Here is a 17,222-nt window from a genome sequence, read left to right as displayed (position 1 = left end):
AAACCCATGACGACACGCCTGGCGGACATCGCGGCGCACGCCGGGGTGAGCGAGGCGACGGTGAGCCGCGTGCTCAACGGCAAGCCGGGCGTGTCCCCGAGCACGCGCCAGGCGGTGCTGACCGCCCTGGACGTGCTCGGCTACGAGCGCCCGGCCCGGCTGCGCCAGCGGCGGGCCGGGCTGATCGGGTTGATCATCCCGGAGCTGACCAACCCGATCTTCCCGGCGTTCGCCGAGGTCATCGAGAGCGCGCTGGCCCGGCACGGGTACATGGCGGTGCTGTGCTCGCAGGCGCCGGGCGGCGTCGCCGAGGACGACTACATCGAGATGCTGCTGGAGCGCGGCGTCGCCGGGATCATCTTCGTCAACGGCCTGCACGCCAACGCCAACTCCGACCGCGCCCGCTACGCCCGGCTGCTCGAACAGGCCCTGCCGATCGTCCTGGTCAACGGCCACCGGCCCGACATCGACGCGCCGTTCGTCTCCAACGACGACGTGGCGTCGATGGAGGCGGTGGTGTCGCACCTGACCGCGATGGGCCACCGCCGGATCGGCCTCGCGATCGGCCAGGACGTGTACGTGCCGACGCGGCGCAAGACCGAGGGGTTCCGGCGCGGGATGGCCGCGCACACCGGGCTCACCCCGGACGAGGTGGACGAGCTGGTCGTCAACACCATGTACACGGTCGAGGGCGGGCAGGCGGCGGCCGCGAAGCTGCTCGACGCGGGCTGCACGGCGATCTGCGGCGGCAACGACATCATGGCGCTCGGCGCGATCCGGGCCGCCCGGTCGCGCGGCCTCCAGGTCCCCGAGGACGTGTCGGTGACCGGCATGGACGACTCGTTGCTCACCGCCTATCTCGACCCCCCGCTCACCACCGTCCGGCAGTCGGTGCGGGAGATGTCGATGGCCGCGGTGAGCACCGTCCTGGACGAGATCCGCGGCACCCGCGCGCCCCGCACGGAGCTGCTCTACCGGCCCGAACTCGTCGTCCGGCGGTCCACGGCCCCGGCCCCGGCGGCGGCCCGGCTGACCCCCGCCACGGAGGGCTGACCCGGACCTGACGGGGTGTCGGAACAGGCCTGACCGGACTGCCGCGGAGGCCAGGTTCTTGTAACGGTTATGTTTCGGCACATTGACAGTGAGCCGGGTCACGGTCTTTCATCCGTGGGAGCGCTCCCACACCGATGCACCACCACAACCTGAGAGGGGTCCGCCATGAGGGCCATCATGCGGCGCGGACTGAGTACGGCGATGGCGGCGGTACTCGTCGGCGGCCTCGCCGTCGCGTGCGGCGGCGACGACGGCGACAAGGGAGGGTCCGACGGCGGGCCGGTCGAGCTCACCGTCGACGTCTTCGGCGAGCCGGGTTACGACGCGCTCTACAAGCAGTACGAGCAGTCCCACCCCGACGTGAAGATCAAGCAGCGCAAGGTCTCCACGCTGGACGAGTACAAGCCCCGCATCCAGCAGTGGATGGCCACCGGCAGCGGCGCGGGCGACGTCGTCATGCTGGAGGAGGGCATCCTGCCGCTCTACATGCAGCAGAAGGCCAAGTTCCTCAACCTGTTCGACTACGGCGGCAAGGACCTGGAGAAGAACTTCCTGCCGTGGAAGTGGCAGGCGGGCCTCACCGCGGACGGCAAGCAGCTCATCGGCCTCGGCACCGACGTCGGCCCCCTCGCCATGTGCTACCGCAAGGACCTGCTCAAGAAGGCGGGCCTGCCCACCGACCGCGCCGAGGTCGGCAAGCTCTGGCCGACGTGGGACGCGTTCCTGTCCACGGGACAGAAGTTCCAGGACAAGGTGCCCGGCAGCAAGTGGCTGGACGGCCCCACCGCCGTCTTCCGCGCCACCGTCCTGCAGAACTCCGGCAGCGGCCCGGGCTACAGCTTCTTCGACAAGGGCGACAACCTCGTCTTCGACAGCAACCCGCCGGTCCGGCAGGCGTTCGACACGGCGCTGAAGTTCGAGCAGAGCAAGCTCACCGCCGACATGTCGATCTTCACGCCGCCGTGGCAGACCGCCCTCAAGCGCGACACCTTCGCGACCCTGCCGTGCCCGTCCTGGATGCTCGGCGGCATCGAGGAGTTCTCCGGCCCGGCCGGCAAGGGCAAGTGGGACGTGGCGACCACGCCCGGCGGCGCCGGCTACTGGGGCGGCTCGTGGCTCGCGGTGCCCAAGCAGACCAAGCACGCCAAGGCCGCCGCCGAGCTCGCCGAGTACCTGACCTCCCCCGAGGGCCAGGTCGGCGCGTTCAAGGCCGCGAACGTCTTCCCGTCCTCGCCGCAGGCCGCGCAGGACCCGGCGGTCGCGGGCGCCAAGAGCGCCTACTTCAACGACGCCCCGATCGGGCAGATCTTCGGCCAGCTGGTGGCCGCGGTGAAGCCGGTGCACCTCGGGCCGAAGAACGAGGACGTGCGCGCCGCCGTGGAGAACGTCCTGATCTCCGTGGGCCAGGGCAAGCAGAAGCCCGACCAGGCCTGGACGAAGTCCGTCGACGAGGCGAAGAAGGCCGCCAGGTAGCCGGCGGCCCCCCGACCGCGGCGGCGGCGCCGGGCCGCACCTCCCCGCCGGCGCCGCCGCCGTTCCCACTCCCCGCTTCGTCCCGTCCTCGGAAAGGAGGCGCACGACGTGACCACCGACCTGCGCCCCGGCCGGAACGGCCCGCCGCCGGCCCCTCCCGCGGCGGCGCCGCCGGAGCCGCGCCGCACCTGGCGCGCCCGGCTGGCCCGGCTCGACGTGAAGGGCGCGCCCTACGCCTTCATCTCGCCGTTCTACCTCGTCTTCCTGGTCTTCGGCGCGTTCCCGCTCGTCTACACGCTCTGGGTCTCGCTGCACGACTGGGAGCTGGCGTCGGGCACCCGCGAGTTCGTGGGGCTCGACAACTACGACTACCTGCTGACCGACGCCGACTTCTGGCACGCGACGGTCAACACCCTCGGGATCTTCGCGGTCTCGACCGTGCCTCAGCTGCTGGTCGCGCTGCTGATCGCCAACACCCTGAACCGGCGGATGCGGCTGCCGACGCTGTTCCGGATCGGGATGGTCGCCCCGCTGGTCACCTCGACCGCCGCCGTCGCGATCGTGTTCACCCAGATGTTCGACAAGGACTGGGGCATGGTCAACTGGGCGATCGGGCTGGTCGGCATCGACCCGATCCACTGGTCGAGCAGCCGCGGCTGGTCCTGGGTCGCCATCGCGATGATGGTGGACTGGCGCTGGACCGGCTACAACGCGCTCATCTACCTGGCCGCCATGCAGGCGATCCCGAAGGACCTCTACGAGGCCGCCGCGATCGACGGCGCGTCCCGGCTCCGCCAGTTCTGGCAGATCACGGTGCCGATGCTGCGCCCCACCATCGTCTTCACCGTGATCATCTCGACGATCGGCGGGCTCCAGCTGTTCACCGAGCCCGTGCTGTTCAGCGTCGGCACGCCGAACAAGATGGACGGCGGCCCGATGCACCAGTTCCAGACGATCACGATGTACATGTACGACAACGCGTTCGGCCATGACCGCTACGGCTACGGCGCGACGGTCGCCTGGGCGCTCTTCGTGATGATCATCGTGTTCTCCCTGATCAACTTCCTGGCCGTGCGCCGCACGGGAGGCGCCAAGTGACCACGCTCCTCGCCGGCCCCGGCGGCCGGAATCCCGGCGGCAGGCGCGCCGCCGCGCATCCAGGGCGCTACCGCGGCCTGTGGAACGCCAGCCCGCTGACCTACCTCACGCTCGTCGTGGCGCTGGCACTGTCGATCTTCCCGATCTACTGGATGATCATCGTGGCGACCCGCACGAACAGCGTGGTCGCCGACGTCCCGCCGCCACTGCTGCCGGGCGGCCACGGCGGCGACAACGTCGGCCGGCTGTTCGACAACCCGGAGGCCTACTTCGCCAAGGGCCTGCTGAACTCGGCGATCGCCTCCGCCGCGGTGACGGTCTCCACGGTGTTCTTCGCCTCGCTGGCCGGGTTCGCGTTCGCCAAGCTGCGCTTCCGCGGCAAGAACGGGCTGCTGCTCACCATCATCGCCACGATGATGATCCCGGTGCAGATGGGCATCATCCCGCTCTACATGATCATGGTGAAGCTGGGCTGGCAGAACCACCTGCAGGCGGTCATCGTCCCGTTCCTGGTCACCGGGTTCGGGGTGTTCATGATGCGGCAGTACGCCGACCAGGCCGTCCCGGACGAGCTGATCGAAGCGGCCCGCGTCGACGGGTGCACCACGTTCGGCATCTACTGGCGCGTCGTGCTGCCCGCGCTGCGCCCCGCCGCCGGCGTCCTCGGGCTGTTCACGTTCATGCAGACCTGGAACGAGTTCATGTGGCCGCTGGCGGTGCTGAGCCCGGACAACCCGACGGTGCAGCTGTCCATCAACAACCTGGCGAACGCCTACTTCAAGGACTACACGCTCATGTTCGCCGGGACCAGCGTCGCGATCCTGCCGCTGCTCGTGGTGTTCATCGTTTTCGGCCGCCAGATCATCGGCGGGATCATGGAAGGTGCAGTGAAGGCTTGACTTCTCTCAAGGACGACACCAGCGCGGCTCCCGCCGCACCTTTCCCGACCGGGTTCCGCTGGGGGGCCGCCACGGCCGCCTACCAGATCGAGGGCGCCGCGGGCGAGGGCGGGCGCGGACCGTCCATCTGGGACACCTTCTGCCGGACGCCGGGCAAGGTCCTGCGCGGCGAGACCGGCGACGTCGCGGTGGACCACTACCACCGGTTCCCCGAGGACGTGGCGCTCATGGCCGACCTCGGGCTGACCGCCTACCGGTTCTCGATCTCCTGGCCGCGGGTGCAGCCGTCCGGCGCCGGGTCCTTCAACTCCGAGGGCCTCGACTTCTACCGGCGGCTGGTGGACGCGCTGCTGGAGGCGGGCATCGAGCCGTGGCCGACGCTCTACCACTGGGACCTCCCGCAGCCGCTGGAGGACAAGGGCGGCTGGCCCGAGCGGGACACCGCCCACCGGTTCGCCGAGTACGCCGACCACGTGCACGCGGCGCTCGGCGACCGCGTCGCGCGGTGGATGACGGTGAACGAGCCGTGGTGCGCGGCGTTCCTCGGCTACGCCTCCGGCGACCACGCGCCCGGACGCGTCGACCCGTCGGACTCGCTGCTGGCCGCGCACCACCTGATGCTCGGCCACGGCCTGGCCGTCGAGGCGATGCGGGCGCGCAACCCGGACAACCGCTTCGGCGCCGCCGTCAACCTCTACGCGGTCTCCCCCGCGACCGGCGACCCCGCCGACGCCGACGCGGCGCGCCGGATCGACGGGCTGCAGAACCGGCTGTTCCTCGACCCGCTGCTGCTCGGCCGCTATCCCGAGGACGTCCTCGCCGACACCTCCCGCTTCGGGTTCACCCCGCCCGACGCGGACCTCGCGGTCATCAACCAGCCGCTCGACCAGCTGGGCGTCAACTACTACTCGCGGCACACCGTCGCGGGGACGCCCGGCGAGGCGGCGCAGACCGCGTCGTCCCCGTTCGCGACGAACTCCCCCTGGCCCGGCAGCGGGCACGTCCGGTTCGTCCCGGCCGGGCGCCCGGTCACCGGGATGGGCTGGGAGATCGACGAGGGCGGCCTGCACGAGGTGCTGACCCGGCTGCACCGCGAGTACCCGTCCGTCCCGCTGTACATCACCGAGAACGGCGCCGGCTACGACGAGGTCCCAGACGAGGATGGCACGGTCCAAGACGCGGGCCGCATCGCCTACCTCGACGCGCACCTGCGGGCCTGCCACGACGCCATGTCCGAGGGGGTGCCGCTGCGCGGCTATTTCACATGGTCGCTGCTGGATAATTTCGAATGGGCTTGGGGCTACTCCAAGCGTTTCGGGCTGGTCCACGTCGACTACGCCACGCAGCGCCGGGTGCCCAAGGACAGCGCACGGTGGTACGCCGGAGTGATCCGGCGGGGCGGGCTGCCCGAACGGGGCTGACCCGGCGGCGACGGCACGGACGAAGGGGGCCAGATGACGGGCAGGAGCACGCGCCCGACCCTGGAGGAGGTCGCGGCGCGGGCCGGCGTGGGCCGCGGCACGGTGTCCCGGGTGGTCAACGGCTCGCCGCGGGTCAGCCCGCAGGCCCGCGAGTCGGTGCTGAAGGCGATCGACGAGCTCGGGTACGTGCCGAACCGCGCGGCCCGCACGCTCGTCACCCGCCGCACCGACACCGTGGCCCTCGTCGTCGCCGAGTCCGACCAGCGGCTGTTCGGCGAGCCGTACTTCGCCGGGATCATCCGCGGGATCAGCAACGGCCTCGGCGACACCGGCCTGCAGCTGCTGCTCGCCCTCGCCCGCTCCCCCACCGAGTACGGACGGCTGGAGGACTACCTCACCACCCAGCACGTGGACGGGGTGCTCCTCACCTCCCTGCACGCCGAGGACCCGCTGCCCGCGAAGCTGGAGGCCAACGGGGTGCCGACCGTCCTCGGCGGCCGCCCGCCCGGCCTGCACCCGGTCAGCTACGTCGACGTCGACAACCGCAGCGGCGCCCGCGAGGCCGTCGGCCACCTCATCGCGGGCGGCCGGCGGCGCATCGCGACCATCGCCGGCCCGCAGGACATGGGCGTCGGCATCGACCGGCTGGCCGGCTACCGGGAGGCGCTCGCCGAGGCGGGGCTGCCCGAGTACGTCGAGTACGGCGACTTCGGCGAGGCCAGCGGCATCGCCGCGGCGGAGCGGCTGCTGGCCGCCGAGCCGTCCCTGGACGCGGTGTTCGCCGCCGACGACCCGATGGCGCTCGGCGCGCTGCGGGTCCTGCACCGCAGCGGGCGCAGCGTCCCCGGCGACGTCGCGGTGATCGGCTTCGACGACTCCGCCGCCGCGCCGCTGGCCGACCCGCCGCTCAGCACCGTCCACCAGTCGCCGGAGGAGATGGGCCGGGAGATGGCCCGGCTGCTGGTGTCGCGGATCCGCGGCGAGACCGTCGCGGACCCGGTCGTCATCCTGCGCCCCCACCTGGTGCTGCGCGACTCCGCGTGAGGCCCCCGGCCCCCGCATATGATCACGGGAGTCGTCCCGGGGCAAGGAGCACAGACATGGCCTACGAACCGACCGCCGCCGAGCGCGTCCACCTCGACCGCTGCGTGGAGCTCGCGCGGGAGGCGCTGGACTCGGCCGACGAGCCGTTCGGGTCCGTGCTGGTGTCGGCGTCCGGGGAGGTCCTGTTCGAGGACCGCAACCGCACGGCGGACGGCGACCAGACCCGCCACCCCGAGTTCGAGATCGCGCGGTGGGCGGCGGCCAACATGGCGCCGGACGAGCGCGCGGCGGCCACCGTGTTCACCTCCGGCGAGCACTGCCCGATGTGCTCGGCCGCGCACGCCTGGGTCGGCCTCGGCCGGATCGTCTACGTCATGTCCTCCCGGCAGCTCGTGGCCCTGCGCACCGAGCTCGGCGCCGCGCCCGGGCCGGTCAACGCCATCCCGGTCCAGGAGGTGGCGCCGGGCGTCCCGGTGGACGGCCCGGTCGCGGCCCTCGAAGCGGCGATGCGCGAGCTTCACACGCGCGCCTCCGCCTGAGGACGGCGCCCGGCCAGCGCCTCCAACCGCTCGACGGCGTCGCGCCAGTCGGACGGCAGCCAGCACCGGGTCGCCCGGTGCCCGCGATAGGCGAGCGTGTAGGTGAAGTGGTCGGCCACCTCGCACCCCTCCGGCGAGGACGCGGTGGTGACGACGCGGCTCAGCGCGTCCTTCAGACCTCGCATCTCCTCCGCACCGACCGCGACCTTCGCGTCGTCGACGAGCGCCGTCCCCGACCCGTCGACGATCACCTTCTGGCGAATTCCGGCGAATCCCCCGGAACGCTCGTAGGCGACGAGCACATCCGGTCCGATATGAACGAGCATGGGCGTCTCCTTCGCATGCGGCCACCTCGACCTGCGACGACGGCCGGCCGAGCCCACGCTCATCCTTTAATCGAGTCCGGCCGAATGCGCAATGCCGATATGCGCGAATTGCCCGCCGGGCGCTTTTCGCGGCGTCCCGTCCACCGGGACCGCGCCCGCCGCGCGGCGCCGCCCGTGGACCAGGATCGGAGCATGCCCGCCGACCAGCCGAGCCACCAGGCCATCGCCAACCTCGTCCACCGCTACGCCGCGTGCGTCGACTCCGCCGACTTCGCGGGCATCCGCGACCTGTTCGCCGAAGCCTCGTTCACCGGCAGCGGCGGCACCCTGCGCGGCGGCGAGGCGATCGCGGCGATGTTCGAGCGGACCGTGATCGTCCACGCCGACGGCACCCTCCGCACCAAGCACGTCACCACGAACCTCGCCGTCGAGGTGGACGAGGAGGCGGGCACGGCGACGTCCAGCGCCTACTACACCGTCCTCCAGGCCGTCCCGGGCCTCCCCCTCCAGCCCATCGCCTGCGGCACCTACAACGACGCCTTCACCCGCACCGACGGCCGCTGGCACTTCACCGCCCGCCGCATCACCCTCGACCTGGCCGGCGACCTGACCCGCCACCTCCGCCACCCCGAGGAACTCCCGCCCCACGCCCGGCCCACCCCGCCCCACGGGTAGGCCGGGTCGCGGGGTCAGCGTGTCAGGGAGAAGGTGGTCAGGCGGGTTTCGCCTCTCAGGACCAGGTAGACGTCGCGGGTTCCCTGGGCTCCGGCCAGGGGGGCGGTGATCTCCTTGTAGGTGTAGGCGTCGGTGGTGGGCGGGACGGTGAGGGTTCCGGCGCGGGGGCCGTTCGGGTGGTCCAGGCGGACCTCGACGGTGGTCGCGGCCGTGCCCGCCACGCGGGCGGTGATCCTGGCGGTGGACGGGCCGAGGGCGGCGCCGGCGAACTTCAGCCAGGAGTCGGCCGCGCGGGTCGGCCCGGCGAGGTCGCGGGGAGGGATCGTCTCGCCGCGCACGTCGAGGACCGCCCGCCGCCGGATGTCGGTGGACGAGGAGCCGACGAGCAGGTCGTGCCTCGACCTCTCGACCGCCCACCTGTCGCGCGTGACGTCCCAGACGGCGAGATCGGACGCCTTGAGCCGGAGTGTCGCCGTCACCGTCCGCCCGGGAGCGACATGAACCCTGGCGAAGGCGCGCAGCCTCTTCAGCGGCTGCTTCACCCGTGACTTCTGCTGGTGCGTGTAGAGCTGGACGACCTCGTCCCCGGCCTTCCCGCCCGTGTTGGTCGAGGATGTCGGGCAGGTCGGCGCCGGAGCGGTACCAGGTCTGCGGCAGCCTGCCCGAGGGGCTCTCGTCGCCGAACAGCAGGAACGCCAGCGCGTTGCCCGTCTCGGCTCCGGCGTGGCTCGTCCAGAGGATCGCCGGGACGTTCCCCTGCTCCCAGCCGAGCGTCGTGGGGTAGCTGTTTGTCGGGGACCGGCCTGTCAGCGGGGCGCGGGCGCGCTGCTGGCGCGCTGGGTCAGGGTGGGCGGGAGCAGGGTCGCGGCGGGCACGGGCACGCCGTCGAGCTTGGACATCAGCAGTTCCACGGCGCGCCCGCCGACCTCCTCGGCGGGGATCGCCACCGACGACAGCGGCGGCTCGGCGTGCTCGGCCATCTCGTCCGGGCACAGCGCGACGACGGACACGTCCTGCGGGACGCGCCGGCCGGCCGCGCGCAGCGCCCGCACCACGGGGCCGACGACCGGCTCGTTGTGGACGAGGACGCCGGTGAGGCCGGGGCGCTCGGCGAGCAGCCGCGCGACGAGGGCGCGGGCCGCGTCCGCGGTCGCCTCGCACGGGTGGACGTCCCCGGTCAGCCCGTGCTCGCGGACCGCGGCGGCGAACCCGTCGGCGACCCGCTGGGCGTAGCCGGTCTGCCGCGCGTACACCTCCGGCGGCGAGCCGATCAGCGCGATCTCCCGGTGGCCGAGCCCGGCGAGGTGCCGGGCGCAGGCCGCGCCGGCGGCGTGGAAGTCGAGGTCGATGCAGGTGAGGTCGCCCGCGTCGGCGGGGAAGCCGATGAGCACGCTCGGCCGGTCCAGCGAGCGCAGCAGCGGCAGCCGCGGGTCCCGCATCTGGACGTCCATGACGATCAGCGCGTCGACCAGGGCGCTGTCGGCGACGCGCCGCAGGCCGTCCTCTCCCTCCTCCTGGGTGAGCAGCAGGACGTCGTGGTCGTGGCGGCGCGCGGCGGTGACGACGGACACGGCGAACTGCATGACGACGGGCACGGCGATGCCCGAGCGCAGCGGGATCATCAGCGCCAGCACGTTGGAGCGGCTGCTGGCGAGCGCGCGGGCGCCCGCGTGCGGCCGGTAGCCGAGCTCGCGGATGCTCGCGCGGACACGCCGCCGGGTCTCCTCGGAGATCGAGCGCTTCCCGCTCAGCACGTAGGAGACCGTGCTCGGCGACACTCCCGCGTGCCGCGCCACATCAGTGATCTTGACCACGGACCGTCCCGTCGTCCTCGAAGGGGTGCAGAGTGCGAATGATCGTAACCCCGCGCGCGGGCGTCACGAGGGGCCTCGGGCGATGGCGTCGCGGTACCAGCGGGCGCTGTCCTTCCAGGTGCGGTCGCCCGTGGCGTAGTCGACGTGGACGAGGCCGAAGCGCTTGGAGTAGCCGTAGGCCCACTCGAAGTTGTCCAGCAGCGACCAGGCGAAGTAGCCGCGGACGTCGGCTCCCGCTTGGCACGCCCTCTCGACGGCGGCGATGTGGTCGCGCAGGTAGGCGATGCGCCGGTCGTCCCGGACGCGGCCGTCGCCGTCCACCGCGTCCTCGAACGCGGCGCCGTTCTCGGTGACCATCAGCGGCGTTCCCGGGTACTCGCGGTGCAGGCGCAGGAGGAGCTCCTCCATGCCGGTCGCGTCGATCGGCCAGCCCATCTCGGTGCGGGGGCCGGGCTGCTCGGCGAACTCGACGGCGTCGCAGCCGACGAACGGACTGGCCGCGCCCCTGCGGTGCCCGTCCGCGTGCGAGCGCGGGGCGGACCGGTCCCAGTCCCGCACGAGGGTGGGCGAGTAGTAGTTGACGCCGAGGACGTCGAGCGGCGCGGCGACGATGTCCTCGTCCCCGTCGCGCAGGAAGCCCCAGTCGGTGAGGGACGCCGTGTCCTCCAGCAGGTCGGCGGGGTAGCCGTTGCCCAGCATCGGGTCGAGGAAGACGCGGTTGGCGACGGCGTCCACCCGCCGGACCGCCTCCGCGTCGCCGCGCAGGTGGTGCAGGTTGAGCGTGGCCGAGTGCCGCGCGGACGGCGACGCCACGCCGCGCAGCGCGCGGACCGCCAGGCCGTGCGCGAGGTTCAGGTGGTGCGCGGCGGTGAGCGCGGCCACGGGGTCGGCCCGGCCGGGGGCGTGGACGCCGGACGCGTAGCCGAGGAACGCCGAGCACCACGGCTCGTTCAGCGTCGTCCAGGTGTGGACGCGGTCGCCGAGGACGCGACCGACACGCTCGGCGTAGTCGGCGAACCGGCGGGGCGTGTCGCGGTCCGGCCAGCCGCCGGCGTCCTCCAGCGCCTGGGGCAGGTCCCAGTGGTAGAGCGTCGCGACCGGGGCGATGCCGTGTTCGAGCAGACCGTCGACCAGCCGGGAGTAGAAGTCCATGCCCTGGGGGCTGGGCGTCCCGTCCGGCAGGACCCGCGACCAGGAGATGGAGAACCGGTAGGCGCCGACGCCGAGCTCGGCCATCGTCGCGAGGTCCTCCTCCCAGCGGTGGTAGTGGTCCGTGGCGACGTCACCGGTGTCGCCGTTCAGCACCTTGCCGGGGGTGTGGCTGAACGTGTCCCAGATGGACGGCGCGCGACCGTCCTCCTGGGCCGCGCCCTCGATCTGGTAGGCGGCGGTGGCCGCTCCCCACAGGAACCCTTCCGGGAACCCCATCAGCTCTCCTCCTCCAGGGTGACGACCACTTCGCCACCCGTCGCCTTGACGAGGACACCGTGCGGATGGTCTGCCGTCTCCCCGCCCTCGACCGCGGCCACCCGCGCGTTGACGAGGAGAACGTTCCAGGTTCCGTCACCTGTCACGCGCAGGTTTTCACCGTTTCTCACCGTCGTGAATGTGGTGTCGCCGATCCGGGTGACGACGGTGGTCCCGTCGGCGGGCTCGTACATGCGCAACGTGACGCCGTCGGCATGGTCGTAGTCGGGACGGTCGTCCACCGCGCCCTCCGGCAGGACCGCACCTGGACGGACGAGCAGCGGCACGCTGTCGAACCCGTGCCGTTCGCGGACCCAGCGGCCGCCCCCGACCCGCTCACCGGTCAGGTAGTGCGTCCAGACACCCTCCGGCACGTAGTAGGCGACCTCCTCGCCGGACGAGAACACCGGCGCGACGAGCAGGTCGTCGCCCAGCATGTACTGGCGCTCCAGATGCGTGCAGGCGGGGTCGTCGGGGAAGTCGACGACCATCGCGCGCATCATCGGCAGCCCCTCCCCGTACGCCTGGCGGGCCGCGCCGGCCAGGTAGGGCATCAGCCGCATCTTCAGGCGGGTGAAGTGCCGCAGGACGTCCACCGACTCCTCGTCGAACAGCCACGGCACCCGGTAGGAGTGGCTGCCGTGCAGGCGGCTGTGCGAGGACAGCAGCCCGAACGCGATCCACCGCTTGAACAGCGCCGGATCGGGCGTCCCCTCGAAGCCGCCGATGTCGTGGCTCCAGTAGCCGAACCCCGACATGCCCAGGGAGAGGCCGCCGCGAAGGCTCTCCCCCATCGCCTCGAACGTCGATTCGGCGTCGCCGCCCCAGTGCACGGGGAAGCGCTGCCCGCCGGTCGTGGCGGACCGGGCGAAGACCACCGCCTCGCCCTCACCGCGCTTCTTGCGGAGCAGGTCGAAGACGGTCTGGTTGTAGAGGTAGGTGTAGTAGTTGTGCGCCCGTTCCGGGTCGGAACCGTCGTGGTAGACGACGTCGGTGGGGATGCGTTCGCCGAAGTCGGTCTTGAAGCAGTCCACGCCCATGTCGAGCAGCGCTTCCAGCTTCCCCGCGTACCATTCCCGCGCTTCGGGATCGGTGAAGTCGACGACGGCAAGGCCGGGCTGCCACTTGTCCCACTGCCACACGTCCCCGTTCGGCCGCCTCAGCAGGTGGCCGCGCGAGCGCCCCTCCTCGAACAGCGGCGAGCGCTGCCCGATGTAGGGGTTGATCCAGACGCAGACCCGCAGGCCGCGGTCCCGCAGCCGGCGCAGCATCCCCTCCGGGTCGGGGAACACGCGCGGGTCCCACTCGAAATCGCACCACTGGAACTCGCGCATCCAGAAGCAGTCGAAATGGAAGACGCTGAGCGGCAGGTCGCGCGACGCCATCCCCTCGATGAACGAGGTGACCGTCTCCTCGTCGTAGGACGTCGTGAACGAGGTGGACAGCCACAGCCCGAACGACCAGTCGGGCAGCCGCGCGGGCCGTCCGGTGAGCGCCGTGTACTTGCGGAGGATCTCCTTCGGCGACGGCCCGTAGATGACGAAGTACCGCATCGACCGGCCCTCGACGCTGAACTGCGTCCGGGCGACGGCCTCCGACGCCACCTCGAACGAGACCCGCCCGGGATGGTCGACGAAGACGCCGTAGCCCGCGTTGGTCAGGTAGAACGGCACGTTCTTGTACGCCTGCTCGCTCGCCGTTCCGCCGTCGGCGTTCCACACGTCCACGGCCTGGCCGTTCTTCACCAGCGGCCCGAACCGCTCCCCCAGCCCGTAGACGAAGTGGTCGACGGCGAGGTCGAGCTGTTCCCGCACGTAATGGCGGCCGTCGCCGGTGTCGATGACGGCCTGCGCCTTGGGCGCGCTGCCGGTCAGGCGGCGCCCGCCCGCGAGGAAGTCGACGCCCCACTCCCCCTCGCGCCCGACCCGGACCGACAGGGCGCCCGACGTCAGCGTCGCCGCCTCCTCGTCCACGGACACCTCCCCCACCGGGTCGGCGGCCAGCTCGAAATCGGGGCCGCGCCGCCGCTCCCCCGCGAAATGGGTGAGGGTGACGCCGATAACGTCCGGCATCGGCGCGTCGCACGCCACCGTCACCACCGGCCCCTTGAGCAGGTCGCCCCGGTGCCGGATCCGCTGCGCGGGGGCGTGCACCGTGAACGTGCCGGGCCCGGCGTCGACGTCGAGGACCTCCACCGGATGTGACGCCCGCACACCCTCGCGCAGCATCCAGTAGCCGTCGCTGAACTTCATTGTTTGATGGCCCCCGCCGTCAGTCCGCGCGAAAGGGTGCGCTGGAAGATGAGGAAGAACGCGACGGTCGGGAGGAGCCCGAGGAGCGACGCGGCGCTGGACATGGTGGCGTCCATGAGGCGCTGGCCCTGCAGCACGCCGAGGGCGACCGAGACCGTCTGGTTCTCGTTGGAGATGAGGAAGACCATGGGGATCAGGAACTCGTTCCAGGTCCACACGAAGAAGAACACGAGCAGGACCGACAGGGTCGGCCGGACGACCGGGACGACGACCCGCCACAGCACCTGCCACCGGCCGGCGCCGTCGATCCGCGCCGCCTCCAGCAGCGGGCGCGGGAACGCCGCCATCACCGACGCCAGCAGGTAGGTGCCGAACGCGCTCTGGACGACCGTGAACACGATGATCACGCTGAGCCTGGTGTCGTACAGGCCGATCTGCTTCGACATGTAGTACAGCGGGTAGACGAGCGCCTCCTGCGGCAGCGTGTTCGCCAGCAGGAGCAGGGCGAGCACCCACATCCGGCCCCTGATCCGGCCGATGCCGAGCGCATAGGCGTTGAACACCGACAGCAGCACGGCGAGGACGGCGACCGAGCCGCCGATGAGCGCGCTGTTCAGCAGGACGTGCCCGAAGTCGACGCGCTCCCAGAACTGCCGGACGCCGTCCAGGTGGAACCCGTCCGGCGGCGACAGCGGGCCGCCGGAGGAGTACTCCCGCGGCGTCTTCAGCGCGTTGAAGACCACCACGACGAACGGGATCAGCATGACGCCGGCGAGCGCGACCAGCGCCACCAGCACCGCGTAGGCGGACGGGCCGCGGCGGCGGGCCCGGCGGAGGGCGCCCCGGCGGTCGCGCGGCGGGGCGCCCGCCTTCCTCGTCAGCGTCGCGGTCATCGCTCCTCCCCCAGGTCACGACCCTGCAGGCGCAGGAAGACGACGGTCAGCGCGACGATGACCAGCGTCAGCACGGTCGCGATCGCCGATCCGTAGCCGACGTCGGACTTCTCGAAGAAGTTGACCCAGGAGTAGTAGGAGGGCACGTTCGTCGCCCCGCCCGGGCCGCCCTTGGTCAGCACGAAGATCTGCGGGAAGGCCTTCAGCGCGGCGATCGTGGTCCACAGCAGCACGACGAAGATCTCCGGCCGGATCTGCGGGACGGCGATGTGCCGGAACCGGCGGCCCCACGAGGCGCCGTCGATCTCCGCCGCCTCGTACAGCGACGGGTCCACCCGCTGCAGGCCCGACATGAAGATCACCAGCGGGAAGCCGATCTGCATCCAGACCATGACGCCGACGACGCTCCACAGGGCGGTGGCCGGGTCGCCGAGCCAGTCGTGCGCGAGGGAGCCGAGGCCCACCGCGTCCAGGAACGCGTTGACCGCGCCGTTCTCCGGGGCCAGCAGCCAGCTCCAGACCACGCCCGCGATGACGACCGGCAGCACCTGCGGCAGGTAGACGCAGGCGCGCAGGACGCTCGCGGTGCGCGGTCCGAAGTGCCGGTCGACCAGGTCGGTCAGGGCCGCGGCCAGCACCAGCCCGATCAGCGTGGGAACGATCGCCATCCCGACGGTGATCAGGACGTTGTGCCGGAACGACGCCCAGAACTCCCCGTCCCGCAGGAGCTCGCGGTAGTTGCCGAGCCCGACCCACTCCGGGGTGCCGACGCCCGTCCACTCGGTGAAGCTCGTGCCGATGTTCACCAGGAACGGCACCCCGATGACGGCGGTGAAGAGGAGCAGGCCGGGGAGCAGGTAGGGCAGGTAGCCCCACTGCTCCCGCGCCCGGCCGCGGCCTGGCGCCGTCACTTCGGCAGGCCGCCGTCGTAGGTCTTCTGGATGCCGCCGAGCACCTCGCCCGGCGCGGTGCCGTTCATGAGCTTCTGCGTCTGCGCCACCCAGGCGTCGTAGAAGCCGGCGACCGGCCAGTCCGGGTAGTAGGCGAGCCCGCCGGACCGGCTCAGCCCGTCGAAGTCGGCGATGAGCTTCTTGGCCTTGGCGTCGGTGATCCCGGACGGGTCCGCCGCCACCGGGACGCCGCCCGCGTTGCCGAGGGTGGTCTGGGCCTGCTTCTTCATCGTGATGTCGATGAAGTCGTAGGCGAGCTGCTTGTTCTCCGACCCCTTGGGGACGACCCACAGGTTCCCGCCCGAGCCGAGCGTCAGCTTGGCGCCGGGCCAGACGGCGGTCTCCCAGTCGAACTTCGCCTCGGCGGCGACCCGGCCGAACCACCAGCTGCCGGAGAACATCATGGGGAACTTGCCGCTCATGAACGCGACGCCCGCGTCCTCCGCCTTGAGGCTGACGGAGTTCTTCGCGATGTAGCCCTTCTTCACCCAGTCGGCGAAGGTGGTCGCGCCGTAGGTCCAGGCGGCGTCGTTGAAGTTCGTCCTGCCGGTGTAGCGCTGGAAGGAGTCCACCCAGGCGCGGTCGGCCTTGTCGAGGGCGAGCTGGTAGACGAACTGGTGCGCCATGTACTCGGCGCCCGCGTTGGTCAGCGGCGTGACGCCCTTGGCGACGAACGCGTCCATCGCGGCGGTGAGCTCGGCGAACGTCGTCGGGATCTCGACGTCGTTCTTCTTGAACAGATCCTTGTTGTAGTAGACCTGGAGGTACTCCGCGTAGTCGGGGACGCCGTACCATTTGTCGCCGCCCATCGTGCCCTTGGCGTCGTACTTGGCGGTGACCTGGACGTTCGGGCCGATCAGCTTGTCCCAGCCCCGCCTGGCGACCTCGGGGGTGAGATCGGTGAGCAGGCCCTGCCGGGAGAGCAGGCCGGCGGTCGCGTTGCCCTTGTTGTACTCCATGGCGTCCGGCGCGTCCTTGGAGTTGAGCACCATGGGCGCCGTCTTCTGGATCTGCTCGAAGCCCTTCTCCTCGAACTTCACCTCGACGCCGGGGTGGGTGGCCTCGAACTCCTTGATCGCCTCGTCCCACGCCTTGCCCATGGCGCTGTCGGGGGCCTCGTAGTGCCAGAGCTTCAGCTCCCCGCCGCCGGAGCCGCCGTCGTCGCCGCCGCACGCCGTGAGCGACAGCGCCGCCGCGGCAAGGGCGGCGAGCACCGCCGCGCTCCTGCCTGCCTTGATCATGGTCTTCCTCCGGGGTGGGACCGAGCGCTCGTCGAAGCGCTTCGATTGCCGGGGATGCTAAGCCCTCGATCAGCCGC

15 protein-coding genes and 2 pseudogenes are annotated in these 17,222 nt (G+C 71.6%); 8 read left to right on the top strand and 9 right to left on the bottom strand.

Features of this window, described 5'->3' with window-relative positions; translation table 11 throughout:
- Positions 1-6: 6 nt before the first annotated feature.
- The 7 genes from ACQEU6_RS42940 to ACQEU6_RS42910 all read left to right on the top strand — a co-directional run bounded on the left by ACQEU6_RS42940 (position 7) and on the right by ACQEU6_RS42910 (position 7,527).
- Positions 7-1,053 carry a LacI family DNA-binding transcriptional regulator gene (locus tag ACQEU6_RS42940; protein ID WP_499339550.1) on the top strand — a complete coding sequence of 349 codons (1,047 nt, stop codon included), beginning with the start codon at positions 7-9 and terminating at the stop codon, positions 1,051-1,053.
- A 165-nt stretch (positions 1,054-1,218) separates the two neighbouring features.
- Complete coding sequence (locus tag ACQEU6_RS42935) at positions 1,219-2,526, top strand: ABC transporter substrate-binding protein (RefSeq protein ID WP_499339549.1); 1,308 nt, start codon at positions 1,219-1,221, stop codon at positions 2,524-2,526.
- Positions 2,527-2,634: 108 nt separating this feature from the next.
- Positions 2,635-3,624: a carbohydrate ABC transporter permease gene (locus tag ACQEU6_RS42930; protein ID WP_499339548.1), complete on the top strand. Its 990-nt coding sequence runs from the start codon at positions 2,635-2,637 to the stop codon at positions 3,622-3,624.
- Positions 3,621-4,523 (top strand): carbohydrate ABC transporter permease, encoded by a 903-nt coding sequence (locus ACQEU6_RS42925; RefSeq protein ID WP_345177558.1) that lies wholly within the window; start codon positions 3,621-3,623, stop codon positions 4,521-4,523. The genes ACQEU6_RS42930 and ACQEU6_RS42925 overlap by 4 nt, the downstream gene beginning before the upstream one ends.
- The gene (locus tag ACQEU6_RS42920) at positions 4,520-5,944 is read left to right on the top strand and encodes a GH1 family beta-glucosidase (protein ID WP_499339547.1); all 1,425 of its coding nucleotides are present in this window, start codon (positions 4,520-4,522) and stop codon (positions 5,942-5,944) included. The genes ACQEU6_RS42925 and ACQEU6_RS42920 overlap by 4 nt, the downstream gene beginning before the upstream one ends.
- A gap of 33 nt (positions 5,945-5,977) precedes the next feature.
- The gene (locus tag ACQEU6_RS42915) at positions 5,978-6,988 is read left to right on the top strand and encodes a LacI family DNA-binding transcriptional regulator (RefSeq protein ID WP_499339546.1); all 1,011 of its coding nucleotides are present in this window, start codon (positions 5,978-5,980) and stop codon (positions 6,986-6,988) included.
- A 56-nt stretch (positions 6,989-7,044) separates the two neighbouring features.
- On the top strand, positions 7,045-7,527 hold the full coding sequence (locus tag ACQEU6_RS42910; protein ID WP_499339545.1) for a nucleoside deaminase: 483 nt from the start codon (positions 7,045-7,047) through the stop codon (positions 7,525-7,527).
- Here ACQEU6_RS42910 and ACQEU6_RS42905 read toward each other — a convergent pair.
- Positions 7,506-7,853, bottom strand: a complete 348-nt coding sequence (locus tag ACQEU6_RS42905; protein WP_499339544.1) for a hypothetical protein — start codon at positions 7,851-7,853, stop codon at positions 7,506-7,508. The genes ACQEU6_RS42910 and ACQEU6_RS42905 overlap by 22 nt on opposite strands.
- A gap of 192 nt (positions 7,854-8,045) precedes the next feature.
- Between ACQEU6_RS42905 and ACQEU6_RS42900 the strand changes: the two genes are divergently transcribed.
- Positions 8,046-8,528, top strand: a complete 483-nt coding sequence (locus ACQEU6_RS42900; RefSeq protein ID WP_499339543.1) for a nuclear transport factor 2 family protein — start codon at positions 8,046-8,048, stop codon at positions 8,526-8,528.
- Between the two features lie 14 nt (positions 8,529-8,542).
- On the opposite strand, the pseudogene ACQEU6_RS42895 reads toward ACQEU6_RS42900, so the two are convergent.
- The 8 genes and pseudogenes from ACQEU6_RS42895 to ACQEU6_RS42860 all read right to left on the bottom strand — a co-directional run.
- Positions 8,543-9,097 (bottom strand): annotated as a pseudogene (locus ACQEU6_RS42895) (fibronectin type III-like domain-contianing protein); the annotation flags it as partial.
- Between the two features lie 49 nt (positions 9,098-9,146).
- Positions 9,147-9,338, bottom strand: a pseudogene (locus tag ACQEU6_RS42890) (glycoside hydrolase family 3 C-terminal domain-containing protein); the annotation flags it as partial.
- Complete coding sequence (locus ACQEU6_RS42885) at positions 9,335-10,342, bottom strand: LacI family DNA-binding transcriptional regulator (RefSeq protein WP_499339542.1); 1,008 nt, start codon at positions 10,340-10,342, stop codon at positions 9,335-9,337. The pseudogene ACQEU6_RS42890 and the gene ACQEU6_RS42885, both read right to left, overlap by 4 nt.
- A gap of 63 nt (positions 10,343-10,405) precedes the next feature.
- A complete protein-coding gene (locus tag ACQEU6_RS42880; RefSeq protein ID WP_499339541.1) occupies positions 10,406-11,770 on the bottom strand; it encodes a GH1 family beta-glucosidase in 1,365 nt (454 codons plus the stop codon).
- Positions 11,770-14,061: an alpha-xylosidase gene (gene yicI, locus ACQEU6_RS42875; RefSeq protein ID WP_499339540.1), complete on the bottom strand. Its 2,292-nt coding sequence runs from the start codon at positions 14,059-14,061 to the stop codon at positions 11,770-11,772. Before yicI ends, ACQEU6_RS42880 begins: the two co-directional genes overlap by 1 nt.
- Entirely contained in the window at positions 14,058-14,954 is an 897-nt protein-coding gene (locus tag ACQEU6_RS42870) for a carbohydrate ABC transporter permease (RefSeq protein ID WP_499339539.1), read from the bottom strand. The genes yicI and ACQEU6_RS42870 overlap by 4 nt, the downstream gene beginning before the upstream one ends.
- Positions 14,951-15,865 carry a carbohydrate ABC transporter permease gene (locus ACQEU6_RS42865; protein ID WP_499339538.1) on the bottom strand — a complete coding sequence of 305 codons (915 nt, stop codon included), beginning with the start codon at positions 15,863-15,865 and terminating at the stop codon, positions 14,951-14,953. Before ACQEU6_RS42865 ends, ACQEU6_RS42870 begins: the two co-directional genes overlap by 4 nt.
- The gene (locus tag ACQEU6_RS42860; RefSeq protein WP_499339537.1) at positions 15,862-17,145 is read right to left on the bottom strand and encodes an ABC transporter substrate-binding protein; all 1,284 of its coding nucleotides are present in this window, start codon (positions 17,143-17,145) and stop codon (positions 15,862-15,864) included. Before ACQEU6_RS42860 ends, ACQEU6_RS42865 begins: the two co-directional genes overlap by 4 nt.
- Positions 17,146-17,222: the final 77 nt, after the last annotated feature.

Source organism: Spirillospora sp. CA-108201, assembly GCF_050936235.1.
Classification (GTDB): domain Bacteria; phylum Actinomycetota; class Actinomycetes; order Streptosporangiales; family Streptosporangiaceae; genus Spirillospora.
Note: the sequence above shows the minus strand (reverse complement) of the source record. Positions and strands in the feature narration are given on the sequence as shown.

What these genes read in the sequence shown, in the direction of transcription:
- ACQEU6_RS42940 (WP_499339550.1), top strand. Translation starts at nt 7, where the DNA reads ATGACGACACGCCTGGCGGACATCGCGGCGCACGCCGGGGTGAGCGAG.
- ACQEU6_RS42935 (WP_499339549.1), top strand. Translation starts at nt 1,219, where the DNA reads ATGAGGGCCATCATGCGGCGCGGACTGAGTACGGCGATGGCGGCGGTA.
- ACQEU6_RS42915 (WP_499339546.1), top strand. Translation starts at nt 5,978, where the DNA reads ATGACGGGCAGGAGCACGCGCCCGACCCTGGAGGAGGTCGCGGCGCGG.
- ACQEU6_RS42910 (WP_499339545.1), top strand. Translation starts at nt 7,045, where the DNA reads ATGGCCTACGAACCGACCGCCGCCGAGCGCGTCCACCTCGACCGCTGC.
- ACQEU6_RS42905 (WP_499339544.1), bottom strand. Translation starts at nt 7,853, where the DNA reads ATGCTCGTTCATATCGGACCGGATGTGCTCGTCGCCTACGAGCGTTCC.
- ACQEU6_RS42900 (WP_499339543.1), top strand. Translation starts at nt 8,046, where the DNA reads ATGCCCGCCGACCAGCCGAGCCACCAGGCCATCGCCAACCTCGTCCAC.
- ACQEU6_RS42880 (WP_499339541.1), bottom strand. Translation starts at nt 11,770, where the DNA reads ATGGGGTTCCCGGAAGGGTTCCTGTGGGGAGCGGCCACCGCCGCCTAC.
- yicI (WP_499339540.1), bottom strand. Translation starts at nt 14,061, where the DNA reads ATGAAGTTCAGCGACGGCTACTGGATGCTGCGCGAGGGTGTGCGGGCG.
- ACQEU6_RS42870 (WP_499339539.1), bottom strand. Translation starts at nt 14,954, where the DNA reads ATGACCGCGACGCTGACGAGGAAGGCGGGCGCCCCGCCGCGCGACCGC.
- ACQEU6_RS42860 (WP_499339537.1), bottom strand. Translation starts at nt 17,145, where the DNA reads ATGATCAAGGCAGGCAGGAGCGCGGCGGTGCTCGCCGCCCTTGCCGCG.